The organism is Micromonospora sp. NPDC048835 (genome assembly GCF_040649995.1).
In the GTDB taxonomy this organism is placed as follows: Bacteria; Actinomycetota; Actinomycetes; order Mycobacteriales; family Micromonosporaceae; genus Micromonospora.
The window spans coordinates 173,373-189,779 of record NZ_JBEZGM010000002.1 but is presented as its reverse complement, the minus strand read 5'-3'; the positions used below and the strand labels follow the sequence as shown (position 1 = coordinate 189,779).

At 72.1% G+C, this 16,407-nt stretch carries 14 protein-coding genes; 7 read left to right on the top strand and 7 right to left on the bottom strand.

Annotated elements, in window-relative coordinates:
- Nucleotides 1-61: 61 nt before the first annotated feature.
- The 4 genes from AB0C15_RS03335 to pdhA all read right to left on the bottom strand — a co-directional run bounded on the left by AB0C15_RS03335 (nucleotide 62) and on the right by pdhA (nucleotide 4,069).
- Nucleotides 62-199, bottom strand: coding sequence for a hypothetical protein (locus AB0C15_RS03335; RefSeq protein WP_165435866.1), 138 nt, complete (start codon nucleotides 197-199; stop codon nucleotides 62-64).
- Between the two features lie 218 nt (nucleotides 200-417).
- On the bottom strand, nucleotides 418-1,899 hold the full coding sequence (locus AB0C15_RS03330) for a dihydrolipoamide acetyltransferase family protein (RefSeq protein WP_357348676.1): 1,482 nt from the start codon (nucleotides 1,897-1,899) through the stop codon (nucleotides 418-420).
- Nucleotides 1,900-1,904: 5 nt separating this feature from the next.
- On the bottom strand, nucleotides 1,905-2,894 hold the full coding sequence (locus AB0C15_RS03325; protein ID WP_357348194.1) for an alpha-ketoacid dehydrogenase subunit beta: 990 nt from the start codon (nucleotides 2,892-2,894) through the stop codon (nucleotides 1,905-1,907).
- The gene (gene pdhA, locus AB0C15_RS03320; protein WP_357348192.1) at nucleotides 2,894-4,069 is read right to left on the bottom strand and encodes a pyruvate dehydrogenase (acetyl-transferring) E1 component subunit alpha; all 1,176 of its coding nucleotides are present in this window, start codon (nucleotides 4,067-4,069) and stop codon (nucleotides 2,894-2,896) included. Before pdhA ends, AB0C15_RS03325 begins: the two co-directional genes overlap by 1 nt.
- A 524-nt stretch (nucleotides 4,070-4,593) precedes the next feature.
- Here pdhA and AB0C15_RS03315 point away from each other — a divergent pair.
- Complete coding sequence (locus AB0C15_RS03315; protein ID WP_357348190.1) at nucleotides 4,594-5,541, top strand: hypothetical protein; 948 nt, start codon at nucleotides 4,594-4,596, stop codon at nucleotides 5,539-5,541.
- Between the two features lie 65 nt (nucleotides 5,542-5,606).
- Entirely contained in the window at nucleotides 5,607-6,230 is a 624-nt protein-coding gene (locus tag AB0C15_RS03310) for a phosphatase PAP2 family protein (protein WP_357348188.1), read from the top strand.
- Nucleotides 6,231-6,340: 110 nt separating this feature from the next.
- Here AB0C15_RS03310 and AB0C15_RS03305 read toward each other — a convergent pair whose 3' ends face one another.
- From AB0C15_RS03305 to AB0C15_RS03295, 3 genes are read right to left on the bottom strand one after another with little or no spacing between them, the layout of a single operon-like run.
- Entirely contained in the window at nucleotides 6,341-7,564 is a 1,224-nt protein-coding gene (locus AB0C15_RS03305) for a hypothetical protein (protein WP_357348186.1), read from the bottom strand.
- A 57-nt stretch (nucleotides 7,565-7,621) separates the two neighbouring features.
- Complete coding sequence (locus tag AB0C15_RS03300) at nucleotides 7,622-9,307, bottom strand: GTPase (RefSeq protein ID WP_357348184.1); 1,686 nt, start codon at nucleotides 9,305-9,307, stop codon at nucleotides 7,622-7,624.
- The gene (locus AB0C15_RS03295; protein ID WP_357348182.1) at nucleotides 9,304-11,124 is read right to left on the bottom strand and encodes an ABC transporter; all 1,821 of its coding nucleotides are present in this window, start codon (nucleotides 11,122-11,124) and stop codon (nucleotides 9,304-9,306) included. The genes AB0C15_RS03300 and AB0C15_RS03295 overlap by 4 nt, the downstream gene beginning before the upstream one ends.
- 221 nt (nucleotides 11,125-11,345) lie before the next feature.
- Between AB0C15_RS03295 and dnaK the strand changes: the two genes are divergently transcribed.
- From dnaK to AB0C15_RS03270, 5 genes are all read left to right on the top strand, one after another.
- Complete coding sequence (gene dnaK / locus AB0C15_RS03290) at nucleotides 11,346-13,214, top strand: molecular chaperone DnaK (protein WP_357348180.1); 1,869 nt, start codon at nucleotides 11,346-11,348, stop codon at nucleotides 13,212-13,214.
- Nucleotides 13,215-13,262: 48 nt separating this feature from the next.
- Nucleotides 13,263-14,021 (top strand): nucleotide exchange factor GrpE, encoded by a 759-nt coding sequence (gene grpE, locus AB0C15_RS03285; protein ID WP_357348178.1) that lies wholly within the window; start codon nucleotides 13,263-13,265, stop codon nucleotides 14,019-14,021.
- A gap of 88 nt (nucleotides 14,022-14,109) precedes the next feature.
- Nucleotides 14,110-15,291, top strand: a complete 1,182-nt coding sequence (gene dnaJ / locus AB0C15_RS03280; RefSeq protein WP_357348176.1) for a molecular chaperone DnaJ — start codon at nucleotides 14,110-14,112, stop codon at nucleotides 15,289-15,291.
- Nucleotides 15,292-15,321: 30 nt separating this feature from the next.
- Entirely contained in the window at nucleotides 15,322-15,762 is a 441-nt protein-coding gene (locus tag AB0C15_RS03275) for a helix-turn-helix transcriptional regulator (protein ID WP_030332087.1), read from the top strand.
- 137 nt (nucleotides 15,763-15,899) lie between these two features.
- The gene (locus tag AB0C15_RS03270; RefSeq protein WP_357348175.1) at nucleotides 15,900-16,094 is read left to right on the top strand and encodes a hypothetical protein; all 195 of its coding nucleotides are present in this window, start codon (nucleotides 15,900-15,902) and stop codon (nucleotides 16,092-16,094) included.
- Nucleotides 16,095-16,407 lie beyond the last annotated feature (313 nt).

Here is a 16,407-nt window from a genome sequence, read left to right as displayed (position 1 = left end):
GCCCACCCGGTGGGCCGGGTGGGCCATCGATCTGTGCGGAGGTGAGGAATGTCGTGGAGCGTCAGCTCATGTGACGCTGGGCGATGACGAGGATCTCCTCGCGGACCGCCGGCGAGTTCGCCGAGCGCAGCGCGTGCTCGATGGCACGGGCGCGGCGGGTGGCGTCGCGGTGGTTGCGGATTCGCTCGATCATGCTCATTGGTGGGTCCCCCTAGCTATTCGGTTGTCAGCCCCTGATGCGTCTATTCAACAGCAGACGCGGGCTAAATTCCATCGATTATTAGGTGAGCTGAGACACCCGCCTAACAATCAAAGGTCAACTGGCTGTCTGACCGACGGTTCCGTCCCCCAATGGACACGGCCGGTGTGCCGGGCGTTAACCCGTGGCACACCGGCCGTGGCTGGCGTTTCGAACGATCAGGTCCAGGCGAGCAGCGCCGCCTCCGGATCCGTGAGGAAGTCGCCGATGTCGCGCAGGAACTTCGAGCCCAGCTCACCGTCGATGATCCGGTGGTCGAAGCTCAACCCCAGCGTGGTGACCTGGCGGACCTTGACCTTGCCCTTGTGCACCCAGGGCATCTCCCGCACCGCGCCGAAGGCCAGGATCGCGGACTCACCCGGCGGCAGGATCGGCGTGCCGGTGTCCACCCCGAACACCCCGACGTTGGTGATGGTCAGGGTGCCCCCGGACATGGCCGCCGGCGAGGTGCGGCCGGACTTCGCCGTCTGCACCAGGTCGGTCAGCGCGTCCGCCAACTCACGCAGCGAGAGCCGGCCGGCGTCCTTGACGTTCGGCACGATCAGACCGCGCTCGGTGGCTGCCGCGATGCCGAGGTTGACGTACTCCTTGACCACGATCTCGTCGCCCGCCCAGGTCGAGTTGACCATCGGGTGGCGCTGCACCGCCAGCAGCACCGCCTTCGCCACCAGCAGCAGCGGCGAGACCCGTACGTCACGCCACTCCCGTCGGCCGCGCAGCCGGTCCAGAGCCTTCATCGCCCGGGTGACGTCGACGGTCAGGAACTCCGTCACGTGCGGGGCGGTGAACGCCGAGCGGGACATGTTCTCGGCGGTGAGCTTGCGGACGCCCTTGACCGGAATGCGCTGCTCCCGGTCCGCGCCGAAGCTGGGTGCGGTCGTCGCCGCGATCGGCTCGGCAACCGCCACTGTCGCGCCGCTCGCCGCCTGCTGCACGTCCTCCCGGGTGATCGAGCCGAGCGGCCCCGACCCGGTCAACGTGCCGAGATCGACCCCGAGATCCTTGGCGAGCTTGCGCACCGGAGGCTTGGCCAGGACGCCGCCGGCTGCCGCAGCCCGTCGATCAAGGACTTGTGGTGCCGGAATCGTGGAGGTCGCGGCTGGTTTGTCACCCAGCACAACTCCATGATCGACCCCAGCGGGGGCGGCCGGAGTCGCCACGGGCTGCGCGGGGACGGCGCCCTTGCGGGGGCGACGCTTCGCGGCGGTCGTCCGCGGGCCGTAGCCGACGAGCACCGCGGTCCGACCGCCCGGGGCCACGCCACCGATCAGACCGGGCTCGACCATGCCCTCGGCGGGTGCCACCTCCACCGCCGCCAGCGAGGCCGCCGACGGGGTGGGCAGGTCACCGCTTGCCGTGGCCGTGGTCGACGTCGGCTCCAGCGGGCCGGCCCCCGGGTCGGTGTCGATCGCGATGATCGGCGAACCGACCTCGACCGTGGTGCCCTCCGGGTGGTGGATCGCCTGCACCTGACCGGCCCACTTCGCCGGGATCTCCACGGCCGCCTTCGCCGTCTCCACCTCGACGATCGGCTGGTTCAACTCGATGGTGTCGCCGACCTTGACCAGCCAGGCAAGGATCTCGCCCTCGGTCAGCCCCTCGCCCAGGTCGGGCAGGTTGAACGTCTTGATCCGGGACATGGCGCTCACCAGCCGAAGGTGCGGTCGACGGCGTCGAGCACCCGATCGAGGTCGGGCAGGTACTCCTCCTCCACCCGGGCGGCCGGGTAGGGGGTGTCGAAGCCGGTCACCCGCAGCACCGGGGACTCCAGCGAGTAGAAGCACTCCTCGGTGATCCGGGCGGCCAACTCGGCCCCGAGACCGATGTTCGAGGGCGCCTCGTGCACCACGACCGCACGGCCGGTGCGCTTCACCGACTCGTACGCCGCCCGCAGGTCCAGCGGTGAGAGCGAGCGAAGGTCGATGACCTCCAACTCCCGGCCGTCCTCGGCGGCGGCGGTCGCGGCCTCCAGGCAGGTCCGCACCATCGGGCCGTAGGCCAGCACGGTGACGTCCGTGCCGGGCCGCACCACCCGGGCCGAGTGCAGGGGGTACGCGTCGGACAGCGGAGCGTCCAGGTCGACCTGACCCTTCTCCCAGTAGCGCCGCTTGGGCTCCAGGAAGACGATCGGGTCGTCCGAGGCGATGGCCTGCTGGATCATCACGTACGCGTCCTGCGGGTTGGAGCAGGTCACCACCTTGAGGCCGGCGGTGTGCGCGAAGTACGCCTCCGGCGACTCGGAGTGGTGCTCGACCGCGCCGATGCCGCCGCCGAACGGGATCCGGATCACCATGGGGATGCTGAGCCTGCCGCCGGAGCGGTAGTGCATCTTCGCCACCTGCGACACGATCTGGTCGTACGCGGGGTAGACGAAGCCGTCGAACTGGATCTCGCAGATCGGCCGGTAGCCGCGGATGGCCAGACCGACCGCGGTGCCGATGATGCCGGACTCGGCCAACGGGGTGTCGATCACCCGCTGGTCGCCGAAGTCCTTCTGCAGACCGTCGGTGATCCGGAAGACGCCGCCGAGCTTGCCGACGTCCTCGCCCATGATGACGACCTTGGGGTCGTTCTCCAGGGCGCGGCGCAGACCGGTGTTGAGGGCCTTGCCGAGGGTGAGCGTCTCCGTGGCCATCAGTGGGCGCTCCCTTCGAACGACTCCATGTAGCGGCTGAACGTCGCGCGCTGCTCGTCGAGCAGCGGGGACCCGTTGGGGTAGACGTGGTCGAACATCGTCACCGGCTCCGGGTCCGGCATGTCGAGCACCCGCTCGCGCAGGTGCACCGACTCGCGGCGGGCCTGCTCGTCGACCTCGGCGAAGAAGCCCGCGTCGGCGATCTGCTGCTTCTCCAGGAAGGTCTTCACCCGGGCGATCGGGTCCTTCGCCTGCCACGCCTCGACCTCGCTGGCGATGCGGTAGCGGGTCGGGTCGTCGGAGGTGGTGTGCGCGCCCATCCGGTAGGTGTACGCCTCGATCAGGCTCGGGCCCTGCCCGAGGCGGGCGTTGTCGAGCGCGGTGCGGGTGACCGCGTACGTGGCGAGCACGTCGTTGCCGTCGACCCGTACGCCGGGGAAGCCGAAGCCGGCGGCCCGCTGGTAGAGCGGGACGCGGGTCTGCCGCTCCAGCGGCTCGGAGATCGCGTACTGGTTGTTCTGGCAGAAGAAGACCAGCGGCGCGTTGAACACGCTGGCCCAGACGAACGCCTCGTTCACGTCGCCCTGGCTGGTGGCGCCGTCGCCGAAGTAGGCGATCGCCGCCTCGCCGTCCTCGGTGCCGGTCTTGCCGTCGATGGTGATGCCCATCGCGTAGCCGGTCGCGTGCAGGGTCTGCGCGCCGATGACGATCGTGTACATGTTGAACTTGAACTCGTTCGGGTCCCAGCCGCCCTGGTCGACACCGCGGAACAGGCCGAGCGGCATGATCGGGTCGATGCCCCGGCAGTAGAGGACGCCGTGCTCCCGGTAGGTCGGGAAGGCCATGTCCTGGGCGCGCAGCGCCCGCCCGGAGCCGACCTGGGCGGCCTCCTGGCCGAGCAGGCTGGCCCAGAGGCCCAGCTCGCCCTGACGCTGGAGAGCTGTCGCCTCGGCGTCCAGCTTCCGGACCAGCACCAGGTCACGGTAGAGACCGCGGTACTCATCGTCGGTGAAGTCGACGCGGTACTCGGTGCCGTCCGGCCCGGTGGCGCTGTCGATCCGCTCGCCGTCGGGGGTGAGCAGCTGCACCAGCGCGGGGTCGCCGGTCGCGCCCTTCTTGGAGCGGGGTGCAGCGCGCCTGCTGCGGGTGGTGCCCCCGGGGTCGCCCTTTGCCATCGGTCTCTCCCTGTCGTGTCTGCGTCGGCACCGGGGGGTCACCCGGCCGCGCAACTCGTGCGCCTGCCCGGCTGCTGCCGGACCGGTTCCTGGCGGCCGCGCCTAGCCCCGGTGGGGGTTGCCGCACGGCGTGAGCCGGGTTCTGGCCGAACCCGGATCGGGAGCGCCGGCGCTCAACCGCGCCTGCCGCGAGGGTGCGCGGAGGTCACGGCTGCGTTGCCGTCGTGCTCCATATTCGCAGAGCAGGTGAGCGCGCCCACAGTACGCCCGCCCCCGCATTCCGGCCGCCCCTGCTTTGACGCTGTTTGTCGCCATCATGCCGGCTCGCGTTTCCCATGCGTTGCGGCAGGATTCGTCACCGTTCGGTCCGCACTGCGTGTCGACACGCGGTGGAGGTTGGCTGACGCAGGGTGACTGCGCCAGGCTAATTCCCATAGGATCACGCCTATCGGGCTATTTGTCGGTTTCTTGCCTCCGGCGGCGTCCATCCATGTCCTCCGAGGGTCGACGACAAGGGGTCTGCGGTGTACGAGCCAGGCGACGGTCCGGGGACACCAGCGCTTGGCCGGCACCGGTCGGCAAGCGGCTATCGGCGGGTGGTCGGCGTGCACCGGGCTCCCGGCGCAAGCGGCCCCTCCCGCGGTTACCTGCTCACCGTCGCGCTGCTCGCCGGCACCGCGTCGATGCCCATTCTCGCCGCGATCAGCGCGGGCTCGGCCACGCCGGGCAGCACCGCACTTCCGGACAGCAGCACCCCGTTCATCCCGACCCCGTCCGTCGGTCCGGTGGTGATCCCGCTGCCGATGACCAGCCAACCACCGCTTGCCCCGCTCGGCACGCCCGACGTCGGCCCGACAGGTGGCTGGCTGCCCGCTGCTCCACGCCGTCAGGTGCAGGGGCCGGCGGCTGCCGACCCCGGGCCGGCCCTGCGGACGACCGCTCCTCCGTCAGCGCCGAAACCCACGCGGGGCACCACGCCACCCGTACCCCCGCCCGTCGCTCCGCCGCCGCGCGACCCCGACCCGACCAACTCACCAGACCCGGACCCGACCGATTCGACCGACCCGCCGGACCCGGACCCCACCGACCCCACCGATCCGACCGACTCGCCGGACCCGGACCCGACCGACACGGTCGACCCCGATCCGACCGATCCGACCGATCCGGACCCGACCGGCTCGGCGGACCCCAGTCCGACCGCTTCGGCCGACCCGGACCCGACGCCGACCCTGACCGTGGACCCGACGCCCACGCCGGGGCCGACACCCACGCCGACCGACGGCGCGACCGCGACCGCCGTGCCGACCAGCACCCGATCCGTGCCGGCTCCCACACCCACGCCGCCAGCCACACCGACCCACCGGCCCAGCCCGGCGGTGCCGTCCCCGTCGCCTGTCGCCCCGACGCCGAGCGTCAGCCCGGCGCCGCTGGCCGGACCGACGCACCCGGCGGTGCCGCCGGCGGTACGGTGACGATCAGGCGCGGCCCGTCCGGCGCCGGCGGAGTTCGGTGGTAGGCGCGTACCGGAGGGGGTGGCGTGGGCGGCGGTGCGAAACTCCGCCCAGTCGTCACCCGGTCCGGCCCGGGGTTGTGGATCGCCCGGCTGGTCACCGAGGTGACCGCACCGGCGGTGCTCGTGTCGCTGCTGATCCTCACGGTGAGCTGGCACAGCGCCCGCCGCCCCGGTCAGGGCCTCGTCTGGGGGCTGCTCGCCACCATCTTCGTCACCGGCATACCGTTCGCCTACATCGTCGGCGGGGTACGCCGTGGCCGGCTCACCGACCACCACGTCGGCCGCCGGGAGCAGCGCCGGGCGCCGTTGCTGGTCGGCCTCGGTTCGGTGGCGGCAGGGCTTGCCCTGCTCGCCGTTTTCGGCGCGCCCCGCCCGTTGCTGGCGTTGGCGGTGGCCGGGCTGGTCGGCCTGGTCGTCGCCGTGTCGGTGAGCCACTGGTGGAAGATGTCGATCCACTCGGCGGTGGCGGCCGGCACGCTCGTCATCCTGATGCTGACCTTCGGCCCGCGGCTGGTCGTCGCCGCACCGCTGCTGGCGGTGGTCGGCTGGTCCCGGGTACGGCTGAAGGACCACACGGTGGCGCAGGTGCTGGCCGGGGGTGCGGTCGGCGCCCTGATCGCCGCCGCGGTCTTCGGCCCGCTGCGCTAGCAGCCCCCCGGGCGGGTGGCGCTGGACCGCTACGAGGGCGGGGCGACAGGGCGGCTGATGCCGACCGGTCCGAGGGCGGGCGGCGCGGAGCCGCCCACCCCCGGTAGCTGTCAGGCGCCGTCGTCGGCCAGACGGTGTCGGTTCGCCTCGATCCAGGCGTCGAGTGCGGCCGGGTCGTCCGGGTCCACCCCGTCGGCCATCAGTTGCGCCACCGCGGCGGTGGCCGGGCTGCGCCGCTCACCTGTCGAGTAGAGGCGGGCGAACTCCGGCACCATCTCCTCGATCGCCTCGTCGGTACGCATCGTCGCCGCCTCGGGCAGCCCGCGCTGGCGTGACGCGTACCGCGCCCAGGCCCGCAGCACCCGGGGCAGCATCGCCGCGTCGTCCATGTCCAGCACGGCGCGGCGGTGCACCCAGTCGAGCAGGAAGAGCCCGGAGACCGCCGGACTCCAGCGCATCGGATCGGCGTCCGGGAAGCTCGCCGAGTGATCCAGGAGCAGGCTCAGGCAGAAGTGCAGGGAGGCCAGTTCCGGACCGTCGACGGAGTCCAGCCCGAAGCGGACGGCCTCCGGCGCGGCGAGGAACCGGCGGACCAGATCGGTGCGCTCAGCCGCGGAGAGCGGCTCGACCTCCGTCGGACCGGTCGGCTCGGCCGCAGTGGGCAGGATCGCCAGCCGGGCCCCGACAAGTGCCCGGTCGGTGGCGAGCGACCCCTCCCCGGGCAACTCGCCCAGATCGTCGGTGATCGCCAGGTGGCGGGCCACCTCGCCGCGGAGCCGGGCCGGATCCTCGGTACGGAACCAGGTCAACTCGTCGTCGGCGCACATCTGCCGGACCTGGTCCAGGATCCGTTCGGCCGGCCCGCCCACGAAGATGTCCTTGGTGATCCCGATGTTGTGGTCCACCAGGGCCACCAGCGCGTGCTCCGAACCGCCGACCTCGTCGTCGTAGGCGAAGGTCGCGAGGTAGGAGGTCTGGTCGCCGTACACGTCGCCGTACGCCCAGGTGCCGGTGAGGTGCACCCGGCCGAGCTGGGTCGCCCAGGTGGGCGCCTGGCTGCCCGGACGCACCCGCTCGGTGCCCTCGGCGGTCGGGACGAGCGTGGCGAAGACCTGCCTGATGGTGGTCGCCGCCGCCACCCTGCGGCGGGCGGTGGCGGCGAGGAAGCCGGTGACGAACTCCCGTACGGCTGCGTCGCGGTCGGTCTCCGCGATCGCGTAGACACTGCCCAGCAGGGCGCTGCCGAGCATCTCGGCGTCGAGGGCGGACTCCAGCTTGGTCACGTCGCGTGCGGCGTGCAGCACCGCGTCGTAGGGGGTCTGAGGCGTGGCCATGCTCCGACCCTACGCCGGTGTGGGCGTACGGAGAGCGCTAGCGGGCCGTGCGGAGCGTCAACGGCGTGCGGCGTCCCGCAGCGCGTCGCGTGCCTGCGCGTACGAGCCGAGCACGATCCGTACCGGGGCCAGCACGTACTCCTCGCCCACCTCGGCGACCCGGACCGTCAGCCGCTGACGGGCGCGGGCCTTTGCCCGTCGGGCCGCCCAGCGCACCACCGGACGGGTCAGCGCGGCCACCAGCAGCCCGGCCAGCAGCCCGCCGAGCAGCAGCAGGGTGGGCAACGGCACCTGACCGACCATCGGGTTGTCAAGCGCGGGCAGGCCGAGCACCCGCAGCACGTAGCCGAGCGCCAGCCAGCCCAACCCGACCACGGCGGTGAGAGTGACCAGCCACTGCACGCCGCCGACGATCCGCCACCACAACGGTCGATGATCGAGGCCCAGGTCGGTGCCGGCGATCGCGCGGTCGAGGGCGTCCGGTAGGTCGCCGAGGCGGGACCGGGCGGCGGTGGTCACCGCGCCGGGCCAGGCGGCGGGCAGCTCGGCGGCGGCCCGGTCGGCAACCGCGCGGATGGCGAGGCCGAGCGCCGAGCGCTGGGCGGCCGTCGGATCCGGTACCGAGGTGGCCGCTACCAGGCTCTCCGTCGGTTCGTCGGTCGCGTCGGTCGGGCCGGGCAGGTGCAGCCGGCGCAGCGGGTCGGGGCGCAACCGCCGCCAGCCCCGGACCACCGGCCAGCCGGTCGCCGCGCCGGCCCGGTGCCGGTACGCCCGTTCCACCGCCTCGCTCACCGCAGGTACGCCGGCAGCGCCGGCAAGCGCCCGGTTCAACCCGGCGACGGCCCCGTCGTCCGGCCCTCGGGTGGGCCGGGCTGACCCGACCAGCTCGTCCAGGCCGGCGACGACCGTGTCGACGTCACCCGCGAGGCGGCGCAGCGCGGCCTGCCGCTCGGCGACCGTGCGTTCCAGGGCGTTGCGCAGCCCGACCATCCCGGCCGGGTCGATGGCGGTGGTGGCCAGCAGGGGCACACCGGTCAGCCCGTCCGTGTCGAGCAGCCGGCGCAGGTCGTCCAGGACCCGGGGCACCTCGGGCGGGGGCAGCCGGTCGGCCTGGTTGAGCACGACCACCGTGACGTCGCGGTGCCGGTGGAACTCACGCAGGTAGCTGTCGTGCACGACCCGGTCGGCGTACTTCTGCGGGTCGACGACCCAGACCACCTGGTCGACCAGGCCGAGAAGCCGGTCCACCTCGAGCCGGTGGGATCGCTGCACCGAGTCGAAGTCGGGCAGGTCGAGCAGGATCAGCCCGTGCAGGGCCGTCTCGTCGTCCGCGTCCAGGGCGCTCTCCCGGACGAAGCGGTGTCGGGGTAGCACACCGACCCAGTCGAGCAGGTGGTTGGCGCCCTCCAGCGGCCCCCACACGCAGGCGTGGGTGACACCTGTGGTCGGCCGACGGACCCCTACCGGTGAGAGTTCCAGTTGGGCCAACGCGTTGAAGAGGCTGGACTTGCCGCTGCCCGTGGCGCCGGCCAGGGCGACCACCGTGTGGTCCCGGGACAGCGCGAGCCGGGTGCCGGCCCGCTCGACCACCGTGTGCGCGGGCACCAGGTCGGAGTCCGGCAGCAGACCGTCCACGGCGGTCAGGAACCGGCGTACCGCCTCCAGCCGGGCGATCAGCGCGTCGGGGTCGACTCGCTGGTCCCCGCGGAACACCTCGCGTACCCGGCCGGCGATGTTGTTCACCGCGGACCCTCCTCGTCGCCGGCGGAGAGCCCGCTGTGATGCCGGGCCAGCTCGACCCGGACGGCGGCCCGACGCAGCCGGTCGCCGGCGTCCGCGGCGGGGCGGGCGTCGGCGGTGCGGCTGAGGAAGCGGTCGGCCTCCGCGTCGAGCAGCGTCCGCACCCGGGCCAGCAGGTCGGTGCGGGCCTTGGCGGCGAGGGTACGCACCGCCTGGTCGCCGAAGATCGCCTGGAGGACGGCCTGCGCGGCGACTGTGGTGCCGGCCCCGGTGGCCACCTCCAGCCCGGTCGGGATGAACGCGGTGGAGGCGAAGACGGCGATCATCACGGCGAGCCCGGTGGCGTTCACCGCGTACGCGGCGGTGCGGGCCACGAACCGCTTGTCCCCGCCCTCGACCCGGACCAGTTCCAGCACTCCGCGCTGCCAGTCCCGGACCATGCGTTCGGCGCGTTCGGGTAGGTCGTCGCTCGGGTGGGCGAGCGCCGGATCGAGCAGCCCCGAGCCGGCCGGCTGTGCCTTCCACCCGGTGTACGCGGACTCGGCGGCCTCCGAGGCGACCCCGCGCAGCAGCGTCACCAGTTGGGACTCGATCGCGTTGCGCAGCTCGACGGCGGGTGCCGGCCGACCGGTGACGGCGGCCACGACCCGGTCCCGTAGACGGCCGATCCGTGCCTCCAGCGTGCGGAACAGCTCGCCGGTGCCGACGAACTCCTGCCAGCGGGCGAGCACCTCGCCGCGGAGCAGCCGACCGTCCTGCAGCCCCTGCTCGACAGTGCGCTCGGCACCCGCGTACGCGGCCCGGACCCGTTCGTTCAGCCCGTCGGCGGCGGCGAGCTGCTCGTCGGCGGCGTCGGCAAGCTCCTGGACCGTGGGGTGGAGTGCGGCCAGCGCCCCGTCGAGGGTCTGACGGACCACCGCGGCCCGCGCGTCCGCGTCGGCGGCCAACCGGGCGAACCAGTCGGCCAACGACGCGGTGACCGCCTCGGGCAGCAGCCCCTGACCGTCGACCCAGGTCTCGGGCAGCACGAACAGCGGCGCCCGGCCGAGGCCCTGCTCGGTGAGCATCTCGGTCAGGTGCGCGGCGACCTCGTCGGTGGCCTCGGCGGGCACCCGGTCCAGCACCATGGCGATCACCGCGCCCCGGCCCCGGGCACTGCGCAGCAGCTCCCAGGGCACCGCGTCGGCGTACCGGGCGGCGGTGGTGACGAACAGCCACAGGTCGGCGGCGGCCAGCAGTTGAGTGGCGAGCGCCCGGTTGGCGTCGACCACCGAGTCGATGTCGGGCGCGTCGAGGAAGGCCAGCCCGGCGGGCAGGGCCGGGGCGGTGACGAGGTGCAGGGCGCGCGGATCTTCGCTCGGCTCGGTGGTGCGGGTCAGCCCGGGCAGGAGGTCACCCTGCCGGAACCAGGCGGCGTCGGACGGGTTGCAGACCAGCACCGGGGAGCGGGTGGTCGGCCGGAGCACGCCGGCGGCGCTGACGCGGGCCTTGACCAGGCTGTTGACCAGGGTCGACTTACCCGCGCCGGTGGAGCCGCCGACCACCACGAGCAGCGGGGCGTCCAGCCGGTCGAGCCGGGGCAGCAGGTAGTCGTCGAGCTGGTCGGTGAGGGCGTTCGCGGTGTGTCGGGCGGGGCTGGCCGAGGGCAGCGCGAGGGGATACCGGGTCGCGCCGATCGCCTCCCGGAGGCCCGTCAGCGCACCGGGGAGGCTGTCGTCCCCGGTGGTGGCGGGCGGCTCCTCCGGGGCGTCCGGCGGGTCGGTGCGGGCTGCGACGGCGGGCGCGCCGGAACGGGTGGCGGGATCGCCGTGCGTCGTCACCGCTAAAGCGTGCCCGACCGATGCAAGGGAAGACAACCGGACGGTAATTGCAAGTGAGGTTGCGTCAGGTTGACTCAAGTCGACTTGACGATTGGCAGACGCGTGGCACTATTGAGTCAAGTTCACTCAACTTGTGGTGGGGCCCGCTCCGGGCGGTGCTCGCCGGCAGCCCACGGGCGACGCCCGTCACCTGCACAACCTTACGAAGCGAGGAAGCGAAGATGGCACGTGCGGTCGGTATCGACCTCGGCACGACGAACTCCTGCGTCAGCGTTCTCGAGGGCGGTGAGCCCACCGTCATCGCCAACGCTGAGGGGTCGCGGACGACTCCGTCGATCGTCGCGTTCGCCCGCAACGGCGAGGTGCTCGTCGGTGAGGTCGCCAAGCGCCAAGCGGTGACCAACCCGGACCGGACGATCCGGTCGGTCAAGCGCGAGGTCGGCACGAACTGGTCCGTCGACATCGACGGCAAGAAGTACACCCCGCAGGAGATCTCGGCCCGGACGCTGATGAAGCTCAAGCGGGACGCCGAGGCGTACCTGGGCGAGCAGATCACCGACGCGGTGATCACCGTTCCGGCCTACTTCAACGACAGCCAGCGCCAGGCCACCAAGGAGGCCGGTGAGATCGCCGGCTTCAACGTGCTGCGGATCGTCAACGAGCCGACCGCGGCCGCCCTGGCGTACGGGCTGGACAAGGGCTCCAAGGAACAGACCGTCCTGGTCTTCGACCTCGGCGGCGGCACCTTCGACGTCTCGCTGCTGGAGCTGGCCGAGGGCGTCGTCGAGGTCAAGTCGACGAGCGGTGACAACCAGCTCGGTGGTGACGACTGGGACCAGCGGATCATCGACCACCTGGTCAAGACGTTCCGTGGTGAGCACGGCATCGACCTGTCGCAGGACAAGATGGCCCTCCAGCGGCTCCGTGAGGCAGCCGAGAAGGCCAAGATCGAGCTGTCCGCCGCCACCACCACCAACATCAACCTGCCGTACATCACGGCCGGCGCCGCCGGCCCGCTGCACCTCGACGTGACGCTGAGCCGCGCCGAGTTCCAGCGGATGACGCAGGACCTGCTGGACCGTTGCAAGGGCCCGTTCGAGCAGGCCGTGAAGGACGCCGGGATCAAGATCTCCGACGTCGAGCACGTCATCCTGGTCGGCGGTTCGACCCGGATGCCCGCCGTGACCGACCTGGTCAAGCAGCTCACCGGTCGCGACCCCAACAAGGGCGTCAACCCGGACGAGGTGGTCGCCGTCGGCGCCGCCCTCCAGGCCGGTGTGCTCAAGGGTGAGGTCAAGGACGTCCTCCTGCTCGACGTGACCCCGCTGAGCCTGGGCATCGAGACCAAGGGCGGCATCTTCACCAAGCTGATCGAGCGCAACACCACCATCCCGACCAAGCGCTCCGAGGTCTTCACCACGGCCGACGACAACCAGCCGTCGGTGCTGATCCAGGTGTTCCAGGGTGAGCGGGAGATCGCGGCCTACAACAAGAAGCTCGGCACCTTCGAGCTGACCGGCCTCCCGCCGGCGCCGCGTGGCGTGCCGCAGATCGAGGTCGCCTTCGACATCGACGCCAACGGCATCGTCAACGTGCACGCGAAGGACCTGGGCACCGGCAAGGAACAGAAGATGACGATCACCGGCGGCTCCTCGCTGCCGAAGGACGACATCGAGCGGATGCGCCGGGACGCCGAGGAGCACGCGGAGGAGGACAAGCGCCGCCGCGACGACGCCGAGACCCGCAACGTGGCCGAGGCGCTCCAGTGGCAGACCGAGAAGTTCCTCGCCGAGAGCGGCGACAAGCTGCCCGGTGAGAACCGCGAGCAGCTCAACGAGGCGCTCGGCGAGCTGCGCGGCGCCCTCGGCGGGCAGGACATCGAGAAGATCAAGTCCGCGCACGAGAAGCTGGCGCAGGTCTCCCAGCAGGCCGGCTCGCTGCTCTACTCGCAGCAGGCCGAGCAGGGTCAGCAGCCGGGTGGCGAGCCCGGCCCCGGTGCTGCTGGTGCGACCGGTGCGACCGGCGCCCAGGCCGGCGGCGCCGACGACGTGGTCGACGCGGAAATCGTGGACGAGGACGGCAAGAAGTGACCGTCGGCCTCCGGCACGTGTCCGCCGCGAAGGGGATGAGGTAGCCGCATGACGCAGAAGCCACGAGCCGCCGACCCGGACGACACCGGGTCGACGCCGGGTGGCTCCGCGCCCACGGAGCAGACCACCGGCGACGGGGAGCGGGTCGTCATCCGTAACAACCGCAAGCTCGTCGACACCGCTGAGCCGGAGGGCACGGCCGCCGACGCGGAGGCCGGCGTTCCGGCCGAGGGTCTGGTCGAGGACGCCGAGGTCGTGGTCGACGAGATCGAGGTCGAGGTCAATTCCACCGACGGGCCGGAGCCGTCCGGCCCGCCGGTGGTGGACGCCCCGGCGCAGCCGGTGGACGGCGGCGGAAAGGGCACCTCGCTCGGTGCCGAGCTGGAGGCGCTCCGGGCCGAGCTGGACGAGCGGACCAGGGACCTGCAGCGGGTGTCGGCCGAGTACGCCAACTACCGCAAGCGGGTCGACCGTGACCGCAGCCTCGTGCAGGAGCAGGCGACCGGCTCGGTGCTGGCCGCGCTGCTGCCGATCCTGGACGACCTGGACCGGGCCCGGGAACACGGCGACCTGGTCGGGCCGTTCGGCACGGTGGCGGAACAGCTCACCACCGCGCTCGGCAAGTTCGGCCTGAACGCCTTCGGCGAACAGGGCGACCCGTTCGACCCGACCCGGCACGAGGCGGTCGCGCATCAGACCTCGGCCGACGTCAGCGAGCCGACCTGCGTACAGGTGATGCGACGCGGCTACCAGCTCGGTGAGCGGCTGTTGCGCCCCGCGTTGGTCGCGGTCGCGGATCCGGAATAGTGCCAGACAGTGACCGGGCCGTCCCGCCCACCGCGCAGCAGCGGTGGGCGGGACGGCCGGGCCACCAGGGTCGGAAGGAGGTGGACCGGTGAGTTCGAAGGACTGGATCGAGAAAGACTTCTACGCCGTGCTCGGCGTGGACAAGGCCGCCTCCGCGGATGACATCAAGAAGGCCTACCGCAAGGTGGCCCGGGAGTCGCACCCGGACCACAACCCGGGCGACCCGAAGGCCGAGGAGCGGTTCAAGGCCGCGTCCGAGGCACACCACGTGCTCTCGGACAGCGGCCGCCGACGCGAGTACGACGAGATGCGTTCGCTCTTCGGCTCGGGCGCTTTCCGACGTAACGCCCGGGGTGGCGGTCAGCCGGGTGGCATGCCGTTCGACGTCTCCGACATGTTCGGCGGCGGCGCGGGCGGCGATCGTCGCTTCGGTGGCACCGGCTTCCAGGACCTGTTCAGCTCGATCTTCACCGGAGGCCAGGCCGGCGGGCAGGCCGCGCCCCGCGGCCCGGCCCGCGGTCGGGACGTGGAGACCGAGGTGGCGTTGGACTTCGGCGACGCGGTACGCGGGGTGACCCTGCCCCTGACGCTGCGCGCGCCGGGAGTCTGCGACACCTGCCACGGCAACGGTGCCAAGCCCGGCACTCAGCCGCGTACCTGTCAGGTCTGTCACGGTGCCGGAGTGACCACCCGCAACCAGGGGTCGTTCAGTTTCTCCGAGCCGTGCCGCAACTGCCAGGGCGTCGGCACCGTGGTCGAGGAGAAGTGCCCGGAGTGCCACGGCAGCGGCGGGGTCACCAAGACCCGCACCATGAACGTGCGCTTCCCGGCAGGTGTGGCCGACGGTCAACGCATCCGGCTGGCCGGGCGCGGTGAGCCGGGCGAGCGTGGCGGCCCTGCTGGCGACCTCTTCGTGCAGGTCAAGGTCCGGCCGGACGAGCTGTTCGGGCGTACCGGAGACGACCTGACGCTCAGCGTGCCGGTCACCTTCGCGGAGGCCGTGCTTGGCACGGACCTGCGGGTGCCCACGCTCGACGGCGCGGTGACCCTGCGGGTGCCGCCGGGGACGCCGAGCGGGCGGGTGTTGCGGGCCCGGGGAAAGGGTGTGGTTCGTCGCGACGGGCAGGCCGGTGACCTGCTGGTCACGCTGGACGTGGTGGTGCCGGCACGGTTGTCGGACGAGGCGCGCACGGCGCTGGAGTCGTTCGCCGAGCAGACCCCACCGGCAGCCCGGGAACATCTCGACGCACGGGTGCGTCGAGTCAGTTAGTCCGGTGGAATGGACGCGGAGGTGAGCGGGATGTCGGGCGAGTTCCTCGGTTCGGGCGACCCTGCCTACGAGGCCAAGGTGCTGATGATCTCGGTTGCGGCGCGGATGGCGGGAATGCACCCGCAGACCCTGCGCCAGTACGACCGACTGGGGCTGGTGCAGCCCGGCCGGGCTGCTGGTGGCGGGCGTCGCTACAGCGTCCGGGACGTGGTGCTGCTGCGCGAGGTGCAGCGGCTCAGCCAGGACGACGGGATCAACCTTGCCGGCGTGAAGCGGATCATCGGGCTGGAGCGGCTGCTGGAGCAGGCGCAGCAGAGGGTGGCCCGGCTGGAGGCGGAGCTGGACGCCGCGTACCGCCGGGTGGCGGAGCTGGAGTCGCTGGCCCGCTTCCCGGGCCGGGATCTGGTGCCGACCAACCGCACGTCCACCGCGCTGGTGGTGTGGCGTCCCCGCCGTACGCCCGATCGCTGACCCGCCGCTCACCCGAATCTGTCTTTTCGGCCCGGACCGCGCTGGATTCCCCGGCGCGGTCCGGGCCGTTTCCGTTAGCCTGTCGATAAGGGTCCAATCGTATTAATCCGGACCTACCGGCATGGCGAGGGGGAGCGATGGCGGAGCCGGCGAAAAAAGTGGCCCAGCAGACCGAGGACCGGCTGGAGAACCTGGCCGAGACCGTCCGCAAGAAGTTCGACAAGGTGACCGAAGGGACCTACCGGGACCGGATCATCGCGGGTCGGTTTGCCGAAAACAGCGACCACGCCGGCGAACCGAGCCGAGCCGAGACGGAACGCAAGCAGGACTGACCGGTGACCGACGAACGGGCCGGGACCCACGGGGGGTCCCGGCCCGCACGTCGTCGAGCTGCGGGCCGGGACGCTGGGATGCCGCAGCGGGGGTCCCGGCCCGTTCGTCGTCGAGCTGCGGGCCGGGACGCTGGGATGCCGCGCGGCGTGGGTCCGGGTCCGTTCGTCGTCGAGCTGCGGGCCGGGACGCTGGGATGCCGCAGCGGGAGGGGCCCGACGATCCACTCTCGGGTCCTTTGGAGCTGAATCGTCTACGACATCACGCGGTGGCTCTGCCCTGACCGCCCCCGGCGAGCGGAGCGACCGGCACGCG

What these genes read in the sequence shown, in the direction of transcription:
- AB0C15_RS03305 (WP_357348186.1), bottom strand. Translation starts at nt 7,564, where the DNA reads ATGGCCACGCCTCAGACCCCCTACGACGCGGTGCTGCACGCCGCACGC.
- AB0C15_RS03325 (WP_357348194.1), bottom strand. Translation starts at nt 2,894, where the DNA reads ATGGCCACGGAGACGCTCACCCTCGGCAAGGCCCTCAACACCGGTCTG.
- AB0C15_RS03330 (WP_357348676.1), bottom strand. Translation starts at nt 1,899, where the DNA reads ATGTCCCGGATCAAGACGTTCAACCTGCCCGACCTGGGCGAGGGGCTG.
- AB0C15_RS03335 (WP_165435866.1), bottom strand. Translation starts at nt 199, where the DNA reads ATGAGCATGATCGAGCGAATCCGCAACCACCGCGACGCCACCCGCCGC.
- grpE (WP_357348178.1), top strand. Translation starts at nt 13,263, where the DNA reads ATGACGCAGAAGCCACGAGCCGCCGACCCGGACGACACCGGGTCGACG.
- AB0C15_RS03270 (WP_357348175.1), top strand. Translation starts at nt 15,900, where the DNA reads ATGGCGGAGCCGGCGAAAAAAGTGGCCCAGCAGACCGAGGACCGGCTG.
- pdhA (WP_357348192.1), bottom strand. Translation starts at nt 4,069, where the DNA reads ATGGCAAAGGGCGACCCCGGGGGCACCACCCGCAGCAGGCGCGCTGCA.
- AB0C15_RS03275 (WP_030332087.1), top strand. Translation starts at nt 15,322, where the DNA reads ATGTCGGGCGAGTTCCTCGGTTCGGGCGACCCTGCCTACGAGGCCAAG.
- dnaK (WP_357348180.1), top strand. Translation starts at nt 11,346, where the DNA reads ATGGCACGTGCGGTCGGTATCGACCTCGGCACGACGAACTCCTGCGTC.